General features: G+C 75.3%; 5 protein-coding genes. 4 read left to right on the top strand and 1 reads right to left on the bottom strand.

Features of this window, described 5'->3' with window-relative positions:
• Nucleotides 1-95: 95 nt before the first annotated feature.
• Nucleotides 96-1,754, top strand: a complete 1,659-nt coding sequence (locus tag STRBO_RS0100960) for an alpha/beta hydrolase (protein ID WP_005483305.1) — start codon at nt 96-98, stop codon at nt 1,752-1,754.
• Nucleotides 1,755-1,882: 128 nt separating this feature from the next.
• On the opposite strand, the gene STRBO_RS0100955 is transcribed toward STRBO_RS0100960, so the two are convergent.
• Complete coding sequence (locus tag STRBO_RS0100955; protein WP_005483303.1) at nt 1,883-4,810, bottom strand: SpoIIE family protein phosphatase; 2,928 nt, start codon at nt 4,808-4,810, stop codon at nt 1,883-1,885.
• A 232-nt stretch (nt 4,811-5,042) separates the two neighbouring features.
• Here STRBO_RS0100955 and STRBO_RS0100950 point away from each other — a divergent pair, with 232 nt between their 5' ends.
• The 3 genes from STRBO_RS0100950 to STRBO_RS0100940 all read left to right on the top strand — a co-directional run bounded on the left by STRBO_RS0100950 (nt 5,043) and on the right by STRBO_RS0100940 (nt 19,260).
• On the top strand, nt 5,043-5,777 hold the full coding sequence (locus tag STRBO_RS0100950; protein WP_005483301.1) for a hypothetical protein: 735 nt from the start codon (nt 5,043-5,045) through the stop codon (nt 5,775-5,777).
• Between the two features lie 90 nt (nt 5,778-5,867).
• Entirely contained in the window at nt 5,868-6,440 is a 573-nt protein-coding gene (locus tag STRBO_RS0100945; RefSeq protein WP_051085361.1) for an AMIN-like domain-containing (lipo)protein, read from the top strand.
• 196 nt (nt 6,441-6,636) lie between these two features.
• On the top strand, nt 6,637-19,260 hold the full coding sequence (locus STRBO_RS0100940) for a non-ribosomal peptide synthetase/type I polyketide synthase (protein WP_245170564.1): 12,624 nt from the start codon (nt 6,637-6,639) through the stop codon (nt 19,258-19,260).
• Nucleotides 19,261-19,262 lie beyond the last annotated feature (2 nt).

The following is a 19,262-nucleotide window of genomic DNA, read 5'->3' as shown; positions in this document are numbered from 1 at the left end:
CCTGGCCTTTTTACCGTCTCTTCGGCTAGACAATCCCCGAACTCACCTTGACCAGTGGGTTCTTGGGGTCTCTACCGCTCAGGGGGAACACACCCATGACCACGTATCACCACGCACCCAGACGTTTCACGCGTCTCAGAATCGTCGGCGCCGCGCTGACCGCCCTCGTCCTCGCCGGTACGGGGACGGCGACGCAGGCGATGGCCGCGCGGAGCACGACGCAGAAGCCCCGCACGGCGGAGCTGCCGCCGCCGCCCGTCCCGTCCCTGACCTGGTCCGACTGCCAGGGCGGCTTCGAGTGCGCCAACGCGGACGTGCCGCTGGACTACCGGGCGCCGGAGGGCACCAAGATCACGCTCGCGGTGGTCCGCAAGAAGGCCGCCGACCAGACGAAGCGCAAGGGCACGCTGTTCATGCAGCCCGGCGGTCCGGGCAACTCCGGCGTGGACTACGTCCGCAACAACCACGCGGGCCTCCCGGCCAAGCTGCGCGAGTCGTTCGACGTCTTCGGCTACGACGTCCGCGGTGTCGGCCGCAGCTCGGCGCTCACCTGCTTCGACGACGCCCGCTACACCAAGGCCGTCACCGACGCCAAGGGCGTCCCCGGCCCGGACGCGTTCGGTCCCGCGCTGACCGAGGCCGCCGAGTTCGACGCGGCCTGCCAGACCAACTCGGGCCCGCTGCTGCCGTACGTCGGCACCGAGTACGTCGCCCGCGACATCGACCTGCTGCGCCAGGCGCTCGGCGAGGAGCAACTGACGTACTACGGCCGCTCGTTCGGCTCGTACATCGGCACCGTCTACGCCGCCATGTTCCCGAAGCGGGTGCGGGCGCTGACGCTCGACGGCGCGTACGACCCGTACAAGTACGCCAACCGGCCCTACGCCTACGACCGCGACCAGTACCTGGCGCTGGACGGCTCGATGAGCCGCTTCCTCGACTGGTGCGCCTCCGACCAGCCGGTCTGCGGCTTCGGCGACGGCGACCCGCGCGCCGCGTTCGAGCAGCTGAAGAAGGACCTCGACGCCAACCCGGTGACCACCGCGAGCGGCGGCAAGGCCAACGGCTACACCCTGGTCTACCGGCTGATGTTCAACATCAACGAGGGCAAGGTCATCTGGCCCTCGCTCGGCGCGGCCCTGCGCAAGGCGCAGCTGCGGGACAACACCTCGTTCCTGCTGCGCCCGCCGTCCCCGGCCAGCTTCGACTTCCTCGGCCCGAACGTGGTCGTCGAGTGCGTCGACAAGGACTACCCCAAGAGCCTGCGCAAGCTGGAGTGGAACGTCGAGTCCAACGCGGCCGCGGCGCCGCTGCTGGGCCCGGCCATGGCGTTCGGTCCGCCGACCTACGACCACCAGCACGCCACCGCGTGCGTCCAGTGGCCCGCCGAGAAGGCCAGCCGCTACGACGGCTCCTTCCGGGCCAAGGGCTCGGCTCCGATCCTGGTCCTCGGTACCACCGGTGACCCGGACACCCCCTACCGGCACGCGGTCGCGCTGTCCCACCAGCTCGACAACGCCGCGCTGGTGACGTTCGAGGCCGAGGGCCACACCGCCTTCGGCCGCAGCGCCTGCGCGACCAGCGCGGTGATCGACTACCTCGTCGACCTGACGGTCCCGGCCCGCGGCACCACCTGCGCGGACGAGACCCAGCCGCCGTCCTCCACCCCGAAGACGGCCCCGCCCGGCACGACGCTCGGCGAACTCCGCAACGGCGTCAACGAGCGCGTCGACAGCCTCGGCGTCGTCCGCTGACCGGCCTGCCCGGTCGGTGACGCGGCCCGGTCGGTGACCTGACCGGCCGGCCCGACCCCGGGGGTGCCCGCCCCTCCACGGCGGGCACCCCGGGGTTTCGCATGTCCGGGTGTCGTCGGCCGCCGGGGCTACCTGTCGTGGTCCGGGCCGATGTCCAGGTCCTCGAAGGACAGCGCGTCCAGGTCGCCGTCGAAGTCGTCCGGGATCAGGAGCAGGCGCTCCAGCGGGTCGGGCGGTGGGGTGCGGTCGGGGCCGGTGAGGGACTGTTCGGTCCAGATGCACTTGCCGGTGGGCGTGTACCGGGTGCCCCAGCGCTGGGAGAGCGCGGTGATCAGCTGCAGACCCCGGCCGCCCTCGTCGGTGTCGGCGGCCCGGCGTATGCGGGGCATGGTGAGGCTGCCGTCGAAGACCTCGCAGACCAGCGCGGAGCCATGCAGCAGGCGCAGCCGGACGGGGCCCTTGGCATGGCGTACGACGTTGCCGACGAGTTCGCTGGCGAGGAGTTCGGTGGTCGGGGCCAGGTCGTCCAGGCCCCAGGCGGCGAGCTGCTCACGGACATGGCGGCGGGCCTGCCCGGCGGCCCTCGGGTCGTCCAGCAGGGGCCAGGAGGCCATCCGGTCGCCGGTCAGGGCGTGCAGGCGGGCGACGAGGAAGGCCGCGTCGTCCGCCGCCGCGTACTCGGCGGGAAGCAGGCCGTGGGTGAGGGTGTCGCAGAGGCGTTCCAGGTCGGCGGCGGTGCCGTCCTCGTGGGCGGTGCGCAGGAGACGGGCCAGGTCGGCCATGCCCTCGTCGATGCCGCGCTTCGCCGACTCGACCAGACCGTCGGTGTAGAGCACGAGCAGGCTGCCCTCGGGCACGCTCAGCTCCACCGTCTCGAACGGCGGGTCGGCGGCACCGAGCGGCGGGTCGGCGGTCCACTCCGGGAAGCGCACGGTCCCGTCCGGGCACACCAGGGCCGGGGGCGGGTGCCCGGCGCGGACCAGGGAACAGACCTGGGTGGTGGAGTCGTAGAGGGCGTACAGACAGGTGGCGTACGACTCCTCCCCCATGGAGCCGACGATGTCGTTGAGGTGGCTCATGATCTCGTCGGGGGGCAGTTCCAGGTCCGCGAGGGTGTGGACGGCCGTGCGCAGGCGGCCCATGGTGGCGGCCTCGGACAGGCCGTGGCCCATGACGTCGCCGACGACGAGGGCCACCTGTCCGCTGGAGAGCGGGATGACGTCGTACCAGTCGCCGCCGACGTCCATGCCCTGCCCGGCCGGGAGGTAGCGGGCGGCGGACTCGCAGGCGGCGAGAACGGGCAGGTCCTGGGGCAGCAGGGCGCGCTGGAGTTCGCGGGACCGGGTGTGTTCGAGGTCGTAGAGCCGGGCGCGTTCCAGGGCCTGGGCGAGGAGCGCGCTGATGGCGGTGAGGAGGGTGCGTTCCTCGTCGGTGAGGCGGCGCGGCCGGTCGAAGGAGACGACGCACACGCCGAAGGTGTGGTCGGACGCGGTCAGCGGCAGGAACGCCCAGGCCTGCTTGCCCGAGCGGGCGGACAGGTCGGCGTGCTGGGGGGCGTACTCGGCGTACTCCCGCGGTGAGGAGAGGAAGATCGGCGTGCCGGTGTTGATGGCGTCCCAGGCCGGGCCGTACGGCCTTCCGGGGCGGTGGTCGACGAAGTGGATGAACTCGGCGGCGTAGCCGACGGCGCCGACGTTGTGCAGACGGCCGTTCTCCACGGTCTGGACGAGCAGCCCGGCGGCGGCGAAGGGCGGCAGGACCCGCAGCGCGACCGCGTCGACGACGTCCTGCGAGGTGGTCGCCTTGGCGAGCGCGGCGGTCAACGCGGCGATCCGGTCGGCCCGTTCGGAGGCGGCGCGCTCGGCCTCGCGGCGCTCCTCCTCGTGCCGCCGCTTCTCGGTGACGTCGCTGAAGTAGATGGTGCGGCCGTCGGGGCCGGGGACCAGCCGCAGGTGGTGGACGAGGCCGCTGTCCGGCACATGGACGTCGAACCCGGCGGGCTTCTCCTCGGCGGCGGCCTCCCGGCAGCGGCGCTCCAGGCACGGGGTCTCGCGCACGGAGGGCAGGTCCCACAGGAGCCGTCCGAACAGCTCCTCCTCGGAGAGGCCGAGGGTGCGCTCCGCCTCCAGGTTGGCGAAGGTGATGCGCCAGTCGTCGTCGACGGCGAGGAAGCCGTCGCTCATGTGCCGCAGGGCCCGGCCGAGCGCGTCCCGCGCGGTCCGCGACTCGTTGCTCTCCCAGCCGACGCCGATCATCCGTTGGGGCAGGCCGTCCCGGTCGTAGGTCGCCCGGCCGCGGGCGCGCGTCCAGCCCCAGGTGCCGTCGAGGCGTCGTACGCGGTACTCCGCCTCGTACACGCCGTGTTCGCGGATCGCGCGTTCCGCCGCGGCCAGGGTCGGGGCGAGGTCGTCGGGGTGGACGATGCGCATCCAGTTCTCGATCTGGCCGGTGAACTCGGCCTGCCTGGTGCCGTAGAGCTCCAGGGCCGCCTCGTCCCAGATCAGGTCGCCGGTGCGGATGTCCCAGTCCCAGGAGCCGACGCTGACCTCCTTCAGCGCCTGCCGCAGCCGTTCGCCGCTCGGCTCGGGCTGGGCCGGGCCCGACGGCGGGGGCGCCTGCGCCATGCGGTCCTCGGTCCAGTCGACGATCTCCCGCAGGAAGTCCCATTCCAGACCGGTGGGTTCGCCCCGGTCGCCGGTGAGGACGGTGAGCGCGCCGATCGTGCGGTCGCAGCCGGAGACGGGTAACGCGGCGAGCCCGCTGCCGGGCCAGGCGAGGGCCATGGAACCCAGCGGCGACCACACCCCGCTGCCCTGGTGCAGGGCGCGGGCCGGGGGCAGTGGCCCCTCCTGGTCGATGATCTCCCAGGGGCGGGTGAGGGCGGGCGGCAGACCGGTCACCGACACCAGACGCAGGGCCGACATGGGCCCCCGCAGATGGATCATCGCCCCGAGAGCGTTGAGCTCCCCGACCGCGTGCTGGAGCGCCAGCCGGAAGACCTCGCTCTCCGCGACGCCGGGATCCACCGTGCTGAGCAGGGCCAGCCGTGCGTTCATACGGCAGACCCTAATGCTCTACTCACACGTAAGGCAGCCCGCCACAGGAATTCCACAACGACTGCGCCGGCCCGCGTCAAAGAAGCCGCACCCGACTCAACCACAGGCGCCGCAGGGCGAGTTGACCGGTGGGCCCGCCGCCGGCGTGACCAGGATCCGCCGCCGGTCGTTGGGCCGCTGCGACACAGGATGTGGCGACACCCAGATCTCCGGCCCGACCTCAGCAGGCGGCATGTTCAAGGCATTGAAGACGTTGGTCAAGACGTTCGTCGAGCAGTACGCGAGGAACCAGCAGCTCGAACGGGAGCTGCGGGCGCAGCGCGGTGAGCAGGAGCGGCGCTGGCGGGAGGAGGACCGGTCGGTCCTGCGGTCCGCCCTCGCCGCGAACCGGGTCGCCCTCGAACAGCACAACGCCACGCTCCGGCAGGCGGCCGGCGTCTCGTACCTCACCCTGCGCTGCCACGAGGACACCTGGACCTTCCTGGCCCGTACGGCGTTCGGCGCCTGGGAGCCGAACTGGACCCAGAGCACGCCCGACCCGTACGACCGGGTCGGGCCGACCGCGACCAGGGCGGCCCACTTCACCACCGACCCCAACCTGCCGCCGGGCCGCATCGGCAAGGCGGACGGCGGCATGCAGGACGTCCTGCTCTCCGGCCACAACCTGGTGCTGGTCCTCGACGCGCTCCGGGACGCCCAGGCCTCGGACCTCACCGCCACCGGGGCCCGCGCCAGGACGCTCTACGACCGGCTGGCCTCCTTCACCGCCAAGCTCGACCCGGCGGCCGCCACGGGCCGCACCACCGGCATCCTCTGGCGGATCGACGACAGCCTGCACAGCCAGTACGTGAGCCGCCCGCCCGGCGCCGGCCGCCCCACCACCGCGCCGCTCCTGCGCAAGGCCCCCTCCCCCGCCCCGACGGCCCGCCGCCGCCACCCGGAGCGCAACGGCTCCCCCGTCGCGTAGCCGTAGCACCGGAATACAACCATCCACCGGAACCGGTCGTCCTCCCCGATGACAACGCCACCGCAGCGTTGCGTCACCAAGGGGGACGGCATGCGACGAATCGGAGCCATGGTCATGGCACTCGCGCTCGCGGGGACCGCGATCGGGACGGCGGCGGCCACCGCGAGTGCCGCGCCGGGGGGCGCCGCACGGGCCGCCGCGGCCTGCCCGACGGGCTGGGGCAGCGGCGTCAAGGGCAGCCCCGACAGCGGCGCGGTGCCGCTGTCGGACATCCGGACCGGCCGCCACGACTGCTACGACCGCATCGTGTTCGACGTCCCCGACGGTGGCGACCACCTCGGCTACTGGGTCCAGTACGTCGACCAGCTCCACCAGACCGGCTCCGGCGACGCCATCCCGGTCACCGGCGGGGCCGTCCTGGAGATCCGGGTCGCCGCGCCCAGCTACGACCCCGAGACCGGCCAGGCCGCCTACCCGGGAGACGTCGCCGAGCCCCTGCCCGGCGTGAACATCTCCGGCTACCGCACCTTCCGCGACACCCGCTTCGCCGGCAGCTTCGAGGGCGAGACCCAGATCGGCGTCGGCGTCCGCGCCCGTCTGCCGTTCCGGGTGCTCCAGCTCCCCGGCCGGCTGATCGTGGACGTGGCCCACAGCTGGACGTAGCAGGAGGAGGCCCCGGGGGGCGGAAGCCCTCCGGGGCCGTCGCCGCCTACTCCTCCCGTACCGCCTCCACGGCCTCCCGCACCTCCGGATGCGGATCGCCGGCCGGGGCGGTCAGCACCGCTCACCCGGCGGCGCGGACACGCGGACGCCTGGCTGCGACGTTGCTCCGTACGGGTCGACTTGTAGGGTCCGGACGGTGGAGAGATCGAACGAAGATGTGAACGGCAGAGCCGCGTCGACGCTGCTGGACGTGCTGGTCGGAGCCGCGCGGGAGACCCCCGGCCAGACCGTCGTCCACGTCCGGGGGGACGGCGGCGAGCACACGGTCACCTTCGCCGAACTCCACGACGACGCCCTGCGCGTGGCGGGCGGGCTGCGGGCGGCGGGCGTGACGCCCGGCACCCCCCTGCCACTGGTCGCCGACCGGGGCGACGCCTTCCTGCCGATGTTCTGGGGGGCGCTGGCGGCGGGGGCCGTACCCGTGCCCCTCGCCCCCGAGCCGCGCCGGATCGGTCCGGTGTGGGAACTCCTCGGCAGGCCGCCCGTGGTGGTGGACGAGACCACGGCCGCCGTCGTGACCGCGATGGGCGACGCAAGCGGTGAGCCCGGCGGCCGACTCCCGCTTCCCCTCACCGTGTTGCGGCTCGACGCACTCCGCCGCGGCCGTCCGCCGCGCCACCTCCCCCGGCCGGCCCCGCACGATGTCGCCTTCCTCCAGTTCTCCTCCGGCAGCACCGGCGCCCCGAAGGGCGTGGAGCTGACCCACGCCGGCGTCCTCGCCAACCTCCGGCAGATCCGCGCCGCGATGGCGATCACCCCGGACGACGTGCTCGCGACCTGGATGCCGTACTTCCACGACATGGGTCTCATCGGTACGCACCTCGTCCCCCTGGCCGCGCGCCTGAAGCAGATACGGATCGAGCCGCTGTCCTTCGCGAAGCGGCCCGCCCTGTGGTTCGAGGCCGTCGACCGCCACCGCGCGACGCTTCTGTCGGCCGCGAACTTCGCCCTCGCCCTCGCGGTACGCCGTGTGCCGGCCACCGCGCTCAGTGGCCTCGACCTCGGCTGTGTCCGTCTGCTGCTCGTCGGCGCCGAGCCCATCGCGCCGCGCGTCTGGCGGGAGTTCACCGCCCGGACGGCTCCGGCCGGGCTGGACCCGCGCGCCGCGCTGCCGGTGTACGGCCTGGCCGAGGCGACCCTCGCGGTGACCGTACCGCCGCTCGGCGAGACCGCGACGCCGCTGGTGCTGGACCGGGCCGCGCTCGGTCGCGGCCGGGTGGTGGAGACCGAACACGGCCCGCACGCGGTGGAGTTGATGGATCTGGGGCGGCCGGTTCCGGGGTGCGAGGTACGGATCACGGGTGGGTCCGGGGGCCCGCTGGGTGAACTGCGGGTCGGGCATGTGGAGGTGCGGGGGCCGCAGGTGGGGCGCGGGTACCACCGGGCGCCCGGGGCGAGCGCGGAGGCGTTCGGGGCCGACGGCTGGCTGCGCACCGGGGACCTCGGCTTCCTGCGGGGCGGGCGGCTGTCCGTCACCGGGCGCCACAAGGACGTGGTGTTCGTCAACGGCCGTACGTTCCACGCGTCCGACCTGGAGGAGACGGTGGCCGCGACACCCGGGCTGCCGCCGGGGGCCGTGGCCGTCGTGGGGTCCACCGATCCCGGCGGCGGCGGGGAGCGGGTCGCCGCCTTCGTGCAGTGGGCCCGGCCCGTCCCCTCCACCGCCGGCCCGGTGCTCCGCGCCGCGGCCGGCCGGCTGCGCGAGGCCCTCGGCCATGACGACGTACGGGTACTGCCGCTGCCGCCGGGGGCGTTCGCCCGGACCACCAGCGGGAAACTGCGCCGGGGAGTGCTGCGGGCACGCTTCGAGGGCGGCGCGTACGCGGAGGCCGAGGCGCGCTGGGCGGACGCGGTGGACGCGGCGGTGAGACCGGCGGACGTGACGGACGCTGCCGACACGGTGGTGGGCCGGGCGGCCGGGGCGGCGACGGTCGTGGGCCGGGCGGCCGGGGCGGGCGCGGGTGTCCCCCGTTCGCTGCGGGAGGTTCAGGAGGCGGTACGGGGGGTGTGGGCGGGGGTTCTGGAGGTTCCCGTGTCCGAAGTGGGGCTGCGGGAGCGGTTCTTCGACCTCGGCGGGTCCTCGCTCAGGGCGATGGCCGTGCTCGCCGGGCTGGAGGACGTCTTCTCGGTGACGGTGGAGCCGGGCGCCCTGCGGGATCACGACACGGTGGCGGGTCTGGCCGGGCACGTGCTCGGGTTGCTGGGGGAGGGGAACGCGGGGGCCGCCGCCGGGGCACGGGCCGCCGGGCTCCCGGCCCAGGGCGCCTCCGATGCGCGTGCCGACGCCGATCAGGCCGGGGCTGTCGCCGTTCTCTCGGTGGCCTGCCGGTTCCCTGGGGCCGAAACGCCGGAAGCCTTCTGGGAGTTGCTGGCGAGCGGTGGTGACACGGTCGGTGGCGGCCTGCCCGAGGGGCGGCGGGGGGACGGGCCCCGCGCGGGCTCCTTCCTCGCCGATCCCGGCGCCTTCGACGCCGGCTTCTTCGGTATGGACGACGGGGAGGCACGGGTAACCGACCCGCAGGCGCGGATCTTCCTGGAGCTGGCCCACGAGGCACTGGAACGCGCCGGATACGCCGGGCCCCGCAGGGCAGGCCGCCGCATCGGGGTGTTCGCGGCGGCCGGTGACAGCGGGTACCGCGAGATCCTGGCCGAGGCCGCCGACGGGGACCTCGCCCGCCACCCGGCCGCCCTCACGGGCAACCTGCCCAACCTGATCGCCGCCCGCGTCTCGCAGGTGCTGGACCTGAACGGCCCCGCCCTGGCCGTCGACACGGCCTGCTCCTCCGCGCTCGTCGCCCTGCACCTGGCCCGGCGCAGCCTGCTGGCCGGCGAGTGCGACCTCGCCGTCGTCGGCGGCGTCAACCTGGGCCTGACCCCGACCGGCCACCGCCTTCTCGAAGCGACGGGCGCGCTGTCCCCGAGCGGACGCTGCCGCGCGTTCGCCGCCGACGCGGACGGCTTCGTCCCCGGCGAGGGCGGCGCCACGCTCGTCCTCGCCCGCCCCGCCGACGCCCGCGCCGCGGGCGACCCGGTCCTCGCCCTCGTACGCGGGACGGCGGTCAACAACGACGGCCGCTCGCTCGGCCTCCTCGCCCCCGCCCCGCGCGGCCAGCGCGAGGTGATCCGGGCGGCGTACGAGGAGTGCGGCGTCGATCCGGCCGACGTGTCGTACGTCGAGGCGCACGGCACGGGTACGCCGATCGGCGACCCCGTCGAGGCGCGGTCGCTCGGCCAGGCGTTCCCGCCCCGCGCCGACGGTGTCCCGCGCGGGCTCGGCTCGGTGAAGGCGAACCTCGGGCACCTCCTCAACGCGGCCGGCATGCCCGCCCTCGTCAAGGTCGCCCTCGCCCTCTCCCACCGCCGCCTCCCGCCCTCGCCGCACTCCACCCCACCGGCCCCCTTCCTCGAAGACGCCGCCCCCGGCTTCCGCCTGGTGACCGAGAACGAGGAGTGGACCGGGCCCGCGAGCGCGGAGGGCCGCCCGCTGATCGCCGGCGTGAACTCCTTCGGCTTCGGCGGCACCAACGCGCACGCGGTGCTGGAGGAGGCGCCGAAGGAGCCGGCGCGTGCGGATGCCGCCGCCGCGGTGGCGCCCCGGGCCGCCGACGGCCCGCGTCTGCTGACCCTCTCCGCGCGTTCCGCCGCCGGACTGCGCGTCGCCGCCGCCGAGTTGGCCGCGCATCTGCGGGCACACCCGGAACTCGACGAGGGCGACGTGTGCGCGAGCGTCAACACGGCCCGGGACGAGGGGCCGTACCGGCTGGCCGTGGTGGCGGAGGACGGTGACCTCGCGGAGCGGCTCGAAGCGGCCGGGGTGGCCGGGGCGGCCGGGGCGGTGGAGCCCGTGCGGGGCCGGCCCCGCACGGTGTTCGTCCTGCCGGGTCAGGGTGCTCAACGGGCGGGCCTGGGGAGGGAGTTGTATCGCTCGGCGCCCGTGTTCCGGGACGTCCTGGACGAGGTCTCGTCGCTCACCGGGCCGGTGCTCGGCCGAAGCCTGGCCGCCTGGTGTCTGGACGAGGACGCCGACCCCGTCGACCTGGCCCGTACGGAGGTGACGCAGCCGCTGCTGGTCGCCTTCGGGGTGGCGCTGGCCGGGCAGCTGGCCGCGTGGGGTGTGACGCCGGACGCGGTCGTGGGGCACAGCGTCGGCGAGATCACCGCCGCGTGCGTCGCCGGGGCCCTGTCACCGGCCGAGGCGGTGGGCTTCGCCACCGAACGCGGGCGTCTCATGGGCCGGCTCGCCGCGCCGGGTGCCATGGCGGCCGTGCGGGGCGACGAGGAGACCGTCGCCGCCGTGCTCGCCGAGTCCGGGTCCAAGTCCGGGTCCGGGTCCGGGTCCGGGTCCGGGTCCGGGTCCGGGTCCGTCGGCGCGCTCTGTGTCGCCGCCGTCAACTCGCCGACGCAGGTGGTGCTGGCGGGCGCGACGGACGCCGTCGAGCGGGCGATCGCGGCCCTCACCGCCCGGGGCGTGGCCGCCCGCCGCCTGCGCGTCTCGCACGCCTTCCACTCACCGCTGCTGCGCCCCGTGCTCGACCCGCTCCACCACGCGGCGAAGGCCCTGACCGTCCACCCGGCCACCGTTCCGATGCTGAGCACGGTCACCGGCCGGTGGGACCCCGACCTCGGCCTCGGCTCCGGCACCGGCTCCGGCACCGGCACCGGCACCGACACCGACACCGACACCGGCTACTGGCGCGAGCACGCGATCCTTCCCGTCCGCTTCGGCGACGCCGTCGCCCGGCTCCTCGACGAGGGCTACGACACGTTCGTCGAACTGGGTCCCGGCGCCTCCCTCACCACCCCGATCCGCGCGACCGCCGCCACCCGGCCCGGTGCCACGCCCTCCGACGTGACGGTCCTGCCCGCACTGCCCGCCACGGCGGAGGCGGGGGCAGGGGCAGCGGCGTTGCTCGCCACGGTCGGCCGGCTCTGGACCCGTGGGACCCCGCTGGACCCGGCGTCTCCCGCGTCTCCCGCGCGACGCGTGGCCCGGCGACGGGTGCCCGTCCCCACGTACCCCTTCCAGCGCGGCCACCACTGGCCGCAGCGCCTCGACGTGGCACCCGAGCCCGGTACGGCGATCCGTACGACGCCCTCTCGTGCGACGCCCCCCGCGCTCCCCTCCCCCGCCGCCGTACCCACCCCCCGACCCCTCCTCTGGGACGACGCCCCGCTCACCGCCGCTCCCGGCCCCACGCCCCGTGTCGTCCGTCTGACCGGCGCCGACACCACCCTCCGCCGGGCCCTCGCCGACCGGCTCACCGGGCGCGGAGTGACCGTGCTGGAACCGGGGCGGACCGAGGGGGCGGCCGCCGCTCCGGAGGCCGTGCTGTGGTTCGCCGCCACCACGGGTCCGGCGGCGGCGGAGACCGGCACCGCCGTCTCCGCCCTGCGCGAGGTGCTGGCCTCGCTCGGCACGACCCCGGCCCGTCTGCTGCTGATCACGGAGGACGCCTACACGACCGCCGCCGCCACCACCGACAGCACCCACAGCACCGGCGACGCCACCCACCGCCCCTGCCCCCGCCCCGCGCAGGCCCTGCTGCACGGCTTCGCCCTGGCCCTCCCCGAGGAGCACCCTGGGCTCTCCTCCCTGGGCATCGATCTGTCCGCCCAGGACACGCTGGACGCACAACTCGCCGCGCTGGAGCAGGAGTTGAGTGCCACTGCCGCTGCCGTCCCCGGCGCGGGCGGCACCGTCGCCGTACGGGGCGGCCGCCGGCTCGTCCGTACGGCCGTCGCGCCCGCCACCTCGGCCCGCCCCACGCCACTCCCCCCGAACGGCACCTACCTGATCACCGGCGGCGCCGGCGGCCTCGGCTCCGCGCTCGCGCGTGACCTGGCGGAACGCGGCGCCCCCATCCTCGTCCTCACCGGCCGCACGGCCACCCCGCCCCAGGACCTGCTCACCGATCTGCGCGCCCTAGGCGCCCACGCCCGCTACCAGGCCGCCGACGTCACCGACGCTGCCGCCGTGGACGGCCTCATCGCCGGACTGCCGTCCCTGGACGCGGTGTTCCACGCGGCGGGTACGGCCCGCCCCGGCAGCCTGCGCGCCAAGCCCGACGACGAGATCGAGGCCGTATGCGCCGCGAAGGTGCGCGGCACGACCCTCCTCGCCGAGGCACTGCGGCGGCACGGCCGGGGGGACGCCGTGTGCGTCGTCCTGTCGTCCGTCTCCGCCGTGCGGCCCGGACTCGCCGGCGCCCTCGGCGACTACGCCGCCGCCAACTCCTTCCTCGACGCGTTCGCCGCCGCCGAACGAGCCGCCGGGCGCCCCTGGCAGAGCATCGCCCTCGGCCCCGTCACCGACACCGGCCTGGCGAGCGGCTCCGGCCCCCGGACCGGACGCCGGTCACCCGGCCAGGCGCCCGCGCTCACCCCCATGACCGTCCGGGCCGCCCTCGCCGGCCTGCGCGCGGCAACCGGCCTGGACGCGGCACACGTCCTGGTGACGGGCCCGGAGACCGCGGACCCCGCACCCCTCGCCGACCCCGCACCCCGCACGGAACGCGAGCCCTCCAGCGGCGCGGCAACCGCCGCGAGCAGCCACGAAGGGCCCGAGGCCACCCCAGGCCGACCCCTCCCGAGCCGCGAAGCGCCCCTCATCCGCCGCCTGCTCGCAAAGGCCCTGCACCGGCCCCCGCAGGAGATCGGCGACGACGAACAGTTCCTCACGCTCGGCCTGGACTCCCTCACCGCCGTCGACCTCGCCCGCCGCCTGGAACGCGAACTCGGCCGCCCCCTCCCGGCCACCCTCCTCTTCGAACACCGCACCATCGGCGAACTGGCCGCCCACCTGGCCGCCACCGCCCCGGCACCCACCCCGAGACCGGCACCCACTCCTGCGTCCCACCCGGCGCCGAACGTCACCGAGGACGCCTCCCACCCCCTCACCCCCCTCCAACTCGCCTTCCACACCACCGAATCCCTCCACGAGGGCATCACCGCCTACGGCTACCTCCGCCAGAGCGTCAGCGGCCCCCTCGACCCCGCCCTCCTCGGCCGGGCGCTCGCCCACCTCGCCGCCCGCCACCCCATGCTGCGCCTGCGGCTGACGGAGGACGACGCGCGCCCCCGCCGGTACGCCGCCCCCGCCGGGCCCGTGGACACGGCGCCGCGCTGGTACGAGGTAAGGGAGCCGCACGACCTGCGCCGACTCGAACTCGACCTGTGCAACCGCCCGTTCGACCTGACGACGGAGGACCCGGTGCGGGCCGTCCTCGTCCACGACCGGGACGATGCGCACCTCGCCCACCTGCTCCTGGTCGTCCACCACACCGCCGCCGACGGCTTCAGCCTGAAGCTGCTCGCCGAGGAACTCTGGTCGCTCTACACGGCCCTGGAGCGCGGCGACGACCCCGCACAACTCCCTCTGCCAGAGGTGGAGTTCGCCGACTACGCCGCCGCCCTCACCGCCGAACGCCGGTCACCGGCGTACGCGGAGGACCAGCGGTACTGGCGCGACCGCCTGGCCGAGCACACCGTCCCCGCCCCCGCCCTCCCCTCCCTGGCCCTCCCCTACGACGGCGATCCCGAAGCGCCCCCCGCACCGCCCCTCACCCACCACCGCACCGGCATCGACGAGGCACTGACCAGCGCGCTGCGCGAGACCGCCGCCCGGCACGGGGTCTCGTTGTTCCATCTGCTGCTGGCGGTGTACGGGCGCTGTCTGGCGCGGTGGAGCGGGCGGCGGGCCGTCGCGGTGAACGTGGCGCGGGCCCGGCGGGAGCTGCCGGTCGCCGGCATCGACCGTCTGGTGGGGCCCCTGGCCGACACCCTGCCGGTGTTCGTAGACGTCGACCCCGACGAACCGGTCACCGTGCTCGCCGACCGGCTGCGGCGGATCTGGGCCGAGGCCGAGGCGCACGCCACCCTGAGCAGCACCGATGTCGCCCGGCTGCTGTCCGGGCTGCGGCCCACCACGGGCCCGGCACCGCGCACGGCGGCCGAGGCGGGCTTCAGCTTCGCCCGCTTCCCGGTGGTCCACGGCCCCGACTGGCCGGTCACCGTCACCCCGACGGCCGCGGCCACCGCCACCGCCGCCACCCGGCTCGGCCTGCTGTGCTGGGAGGCCGACTCCGCCCTGCGCCTGTCGTGGAACCACCCGGCCGCCCTCTTCCGCCCCGAGACCGTACGGCGCCTCGCCGACGAGTACGTCACCGAACTGCGCGCCGCCGTCACGAGCCCCACCGCCGCCCCGACCGCAGCGGTCGACGGCGGCATCGTGGACCGTCTGCGGGCCCGGTTCCGCGCCACGCCCCACGCCGTCGCCGTCGACACCGGCGACGGGACCACCCTCACCTACGCGGCCCTCGACAGCGCCTCCGCCGCCCTCGCCGCCCGGCTGCGCGCCCACGGCGTACGCCCCGGCGACCTGGTCGGGCTCCTCACCGAACCGGGCGGCACGGACACGGTCACCGGGGTCGTCGGCATCCTGCGGGCGGGCGCCGGCTGGGTGCCGCTGGACGCGACCCACCCCACCGCCCGGCACCGGGACCAGCTGTCCCGTACGGGAGTGCGCGTCCTGGTCCGCGACCGGGCGACCCGGGAGGCGGCCGGCGGCCTGGACGGCGTCACGGCCGTCCCGGTGCCCGAGCCGTCGCCGTCCGGCACCACCCCGGCGGACGACGCCCCGTGCCCGTCCCCCGAGGCCATCGCGTACGTCATCTTCACCTCCGGCTCGACGGGCCGCCCCAAGGCCGTCCCCATCACGCACCGGTCGATGACGAACTACCTCGACTGGTCCCTGGCCACCTTCGGCTACGGCCCCGGCGACCGGCTCGCACAGACGGCGTCGGTCTGTTTCGACGCCTCCGTACGGCAGTTGCTGGCCCCGCTGCTGGCCGGCGCCACGGTGCACACCCTCTCCCGCGACCTGCTGCGCGACCCCGAGGCCCTGCTCGACCGCGTCGTGGCGGACCGGATCACGGTGTGGAGCTCGGTCCCGACCCTGTGGGAACGCCTGCTGACCGCCGCCGAGGAGCGCGCCCGGCAGCACGGCAGGGCCCCCGACCTCTCCGCCCTGCGCTGGGTCCACGTCGGCGGCGAGGCCCTGCCGGCGGCCCACGTCCGCCGCTGGTTCGACCTCCTCGGCGGCCCCGCCGGTGACCACCCGCGCCCCGCGCACACCCCCCGGATCGCCAACCTCTACGGCCCCACCGAGGCCACCGTCAACGCGACCTGCCACATCATCGACACCCGCCCCGGCGACGACGTACGCCATCTCCCCATCGGCCGCCCGATCGACGGCACCGAACTGGCCGTGATCGGCGAGGACGGACACGAACGCGCCCCGGGCGAGCCCGGCGAACTGCTCATCGCCGGTACCGGCCTGACCCCCGGCTACCTGGGCGATCCCGGCCTCACGGCCGCCGCCTTCACCGAACGGGACGGCCGCCGCTGGTACCGCAGCGGCGACCGCGTCCGCCGTGGGGCCGACGGGGTGCTGGAGTTCCTCGGCCGGCTCGACGACCAGGTCAAGGTGCGCGGCCACCGCGTCGAACTCGGCGAGATCGAGGCCGCCCTGCTCACCCACCCGGGTCTGGCCCGTGCGGCCGTACTGCTGCGCGACGAACGGCTGGAGGCGTACGTCGAGCCCAGGACGGGCGCACCCGTCCTCGACCCCCGCGAGGTGCGGGCCTTCCTGTCCCGCACCCTCCCTCCGTACATGCTCCCCGCCCGCGTCCACCTCCTCCCGGCCCTCCCCCTGACCGGCACGGGCAAGATCGACCGCAACCGCCTGGCTCCACCCGGTCCGGCGGCCACGGACCTCCCGCACACCTCGGCCGCGTCACCGCGCACGGCTCCCCCGACCACGACAACGACTCCGGCCACGGCCCCGATCTCGACCCCGACCGAGCACCTGCTGGCGCGCGTCTGGTCCGAGCTGCTGGACGCGCCGGAGTCCGGGATCGGCGCGGAGGACGACTTCTTCGCGCTCGGCGGCGACTCCATCACGGTGCTGGAGCTGTTCTCCCGCCTACGCCACGAACGCCCCGCCCTGCCCCGCCCGACCGCCGTGTACACCCACCGCACCCTGACCGCCCTGGCGGCGGCCATCGACGCCGCCGCCGCATCCCCCGCCCCCGACGCACCCGACGCACCCGACGCACCCGAGAGCCGTCAGCCCGAACACGCCCTCGCCCCCTACCCCCTCACCCCTTCCCAACAGGGCTTCCTCCTCGCCGACGCCCTCGCGTCCGGCACCCCCGGAGCGTCCAACACACCCGGCGCCAACCCCGCCTGGCTGGCCCGCTTCCGTATCCACGGCACCCTGGACCCGGACCTCCTCCAACGCTCGGTCGACGTGCTCATGGCCCGTCACCCCATGCTCCGCACGGTCTTCCCGGCCGGTGCCCGCCCACCCGTGCAGCAGGAACTCCCGCCCTCGCTACGGCTTCCCGTCGAGACGGAGATCCTGGCCCGCCCCGGTCTGCTGGAGGAACGGGTCGCCGAGGAGGCGCGCCGCCGGTTCGAGCCCTGGGCCTGGCCCCTGCTCCGTCTGCGGGTCCTCACCGTCGCGCCGGACGACCACGTGCTCCTCGTCCACGCCCATCACCTCATCGGCGACGGCTACAGCGCGGCCCTCCTCACCCGCGAACTCCTCACCGTGTACGGCCGTTTCGCACGCGGCCTCCCCCACGGCCTGGAGTGCCTGCCCTCCACCTTCCGCGAGCACGCGCTCCACCGCGCGGCACCGCGACCGCCCGCGACCCCGGAGGCAAAGGCGTACCGGGCCCGCCACCTCGCCCCCTACACCCCGCCCGCCCTGCGAGCACCGCACGAGGACCAGGACGGCACCACCGCCGCCTTCCACACCAGCACCCTCGTCCTCGACGCCGAACACACCCGCGCGCTGCGCCGCCTCGCCGGGTCCGCCGGCACGACGCTCCACGCCCCGGTCCTCACGGCGTACTACCGCGCCCTCACCACCCTCACCGGCCGCCGCGACCTGGTCCTCGGCCTGGCCGTCACCGGCAGGGACGAGACCGCACGGGACACTCACGGCGTCTTCGGACCGTTCGCCGAGGCCGTGGCGCTGCGCCCGGCGCTCCCGTCCGACGACCGCTCCGCCGCTCCCGGCTTCGAGGAGGACCTCCGCCGCGTCGCCACGGAGTCGCTCGCGGCCCGCACCGCCGGCCCGCTGGATCTCCGGACGCCCCAGGGCCTCCCCCGGACCGCCCAGTTCTTCTTCACCTTCCTCGACTTCACCGCCCTCGGCGCACCCCCCGACGCGCCCCTCACCCTCCGCCCCGACGACACCGACACCAGCCTCGCCCCGCCCCCCGTGGGCACCGACGTCCTCCTCGCCGTACGCCCCGCACCGAACGGCGACGGCGGTGACGGCGGTGACGGCGGCGGTGACGGCGGTCTGCGCCTCACGGCCCGCGTCCCGGCGACCGCGCTCACACCTGAACAACTAGCGCGATTCACGACGGAGTTGATGCGTCAGATGGAGGAGGCACCGCACCACAGGACCACCCTCACCCCTCCGCCGCCCACCACCGCACCCCTCACCGCTCCAACCCCCACCACTCCACCCCTCGACGCGGCCCTCATCGGCTACCTCCCCGCCCCGCACGACCTGGCCGCCTTCGCCGGGATGTCCCCGGACACCGCGCCCAGCCGTGAGGCGATCCGCGCCCTGCTCTTCCCGGACGGCCGTGCACGGCTCCTGGAGAGCGTCACCACGCCTCTCGGCAGATCCGGCTTCGTCTCGCTGCCGCTCTTCGCCGACGAGCTGACCGGCCCGCTCCCCACCGGGGACCCGGTCACCCTGGCCACCCTCACCGCGCGCGCCGTGGACCACGCCGCGTCCCTCGGCGCAGCTTGCGTCTCCCTGGCCGGCATGATCCCGGCCCTCACCGGCTACGGCTACGACGTCCTGCGCGAAGCCTCCCCGGCGGCCGGCACCACCCTCACCACCGGCCACGCCACCACGACCGTCGCCGTGGTCACCACGGTCCGTACCGCCCTCGCCGCGACCGGCCGCGACCTGGCCGGACTCACCCTCGCCGTCGTCGGCTGCGGCTCCATCGGCACGTCGTCCCTGCGGCTGCTCCTCAGCCTGAGCCCCCACCCACCGGCCCGGCTCCTGCTCTGCGACGTACCCGGCAGCGCCCCCCGCCTACGGCGGCTCGCCGCCGAGCTGTCGGCCGCCCACCCCGCGCTGCCCGTGCGGGTCGTCGAGTCGGCCGACTCCCGCACGCTCCCCGCCGAGTTCTACGCATCGGCCGACGTCGTCGTCGCGGCGGTCGGCGGCGGCCCGACGACCCTGGTGGACGTCGACCGGCTGCGCCCCGGCACGATCGTCGTGGACGACTCCTTCCCGCACTGTTTCGACACCGGGCGGGCCCTGGAGCGGATGCGGAGCCGGCGGGACGTCCTGATCGTCGGGGGCGGTCTGCTGGCCCTGGACTCCACCGAGACCCACCTGTCGCCGGACCTCCCGGCCGCCGCCCTCACCGGCCACACCGCCGCCACCGCCCGCGCGCGACAGCACCTCGCGCTCCACCTCCCCGGCACCCTCGCCTCCTGCCGCCTGGAATCCCTTCTGCACGCCCACCTCGCCGACCCGGCCTCCGGTACGCAACTACCCCTCGTCCACGGCCTGGTAGACCTCCCGGGCGCACTCGCCCACTGGGCCGCCGCCGAAGCCGCCGGCGTCCGCGCGGCCCCCCTCCACCTCCTCGACCACACCATCTCGCCGGAGGCCCTGAGCGCCCTGCCCCCACCCCCGTCCCGTCGATCACGGTGAGA

Source organism: Streptomyces bottropensis ATCC 25435 (assembly GCF_000383595.1).
Lineage (GTDB): Bacteria > Actinomycetota > Actinomycetes > Streptomycetales > Streptomycetaceae > Streptomyces > Streptomyces bottropensis.
This window is presented reverse-complemented; position numbering and strand designations above follow the sequence as displayed.

Coding starts and splice junctions, on each gene's coding strand:
- STRBO_RS0100945 (WP_051085361.1), top strand. CDS start 5,868: ATGCGACGAATCGGAGCCATGGTCATGGCACTCGCGCTCGCGGGGACC.
- STRBO_RS0100955 (WP_005483303.1), bottom strand. CDS start 4,810: ATGAACGCACGGCTGGCCCTGCTCAGCACGGTGGATCCCGGCGTCGCG.
- STRBO_RS0100960 (WP_005483305.1), top strand. CDS start 96: ATGACCACGTATCACCACGCACCCAGACGTTTCACGCGTCTCAGAATC.
- STRBO_RS0100950 (WP_005483301.1), top strand. CDS start 5,043: ATGTTCAAGGCATTGAAGACGTTGGTCAAGACGTTCGTCGAGCAGTAC.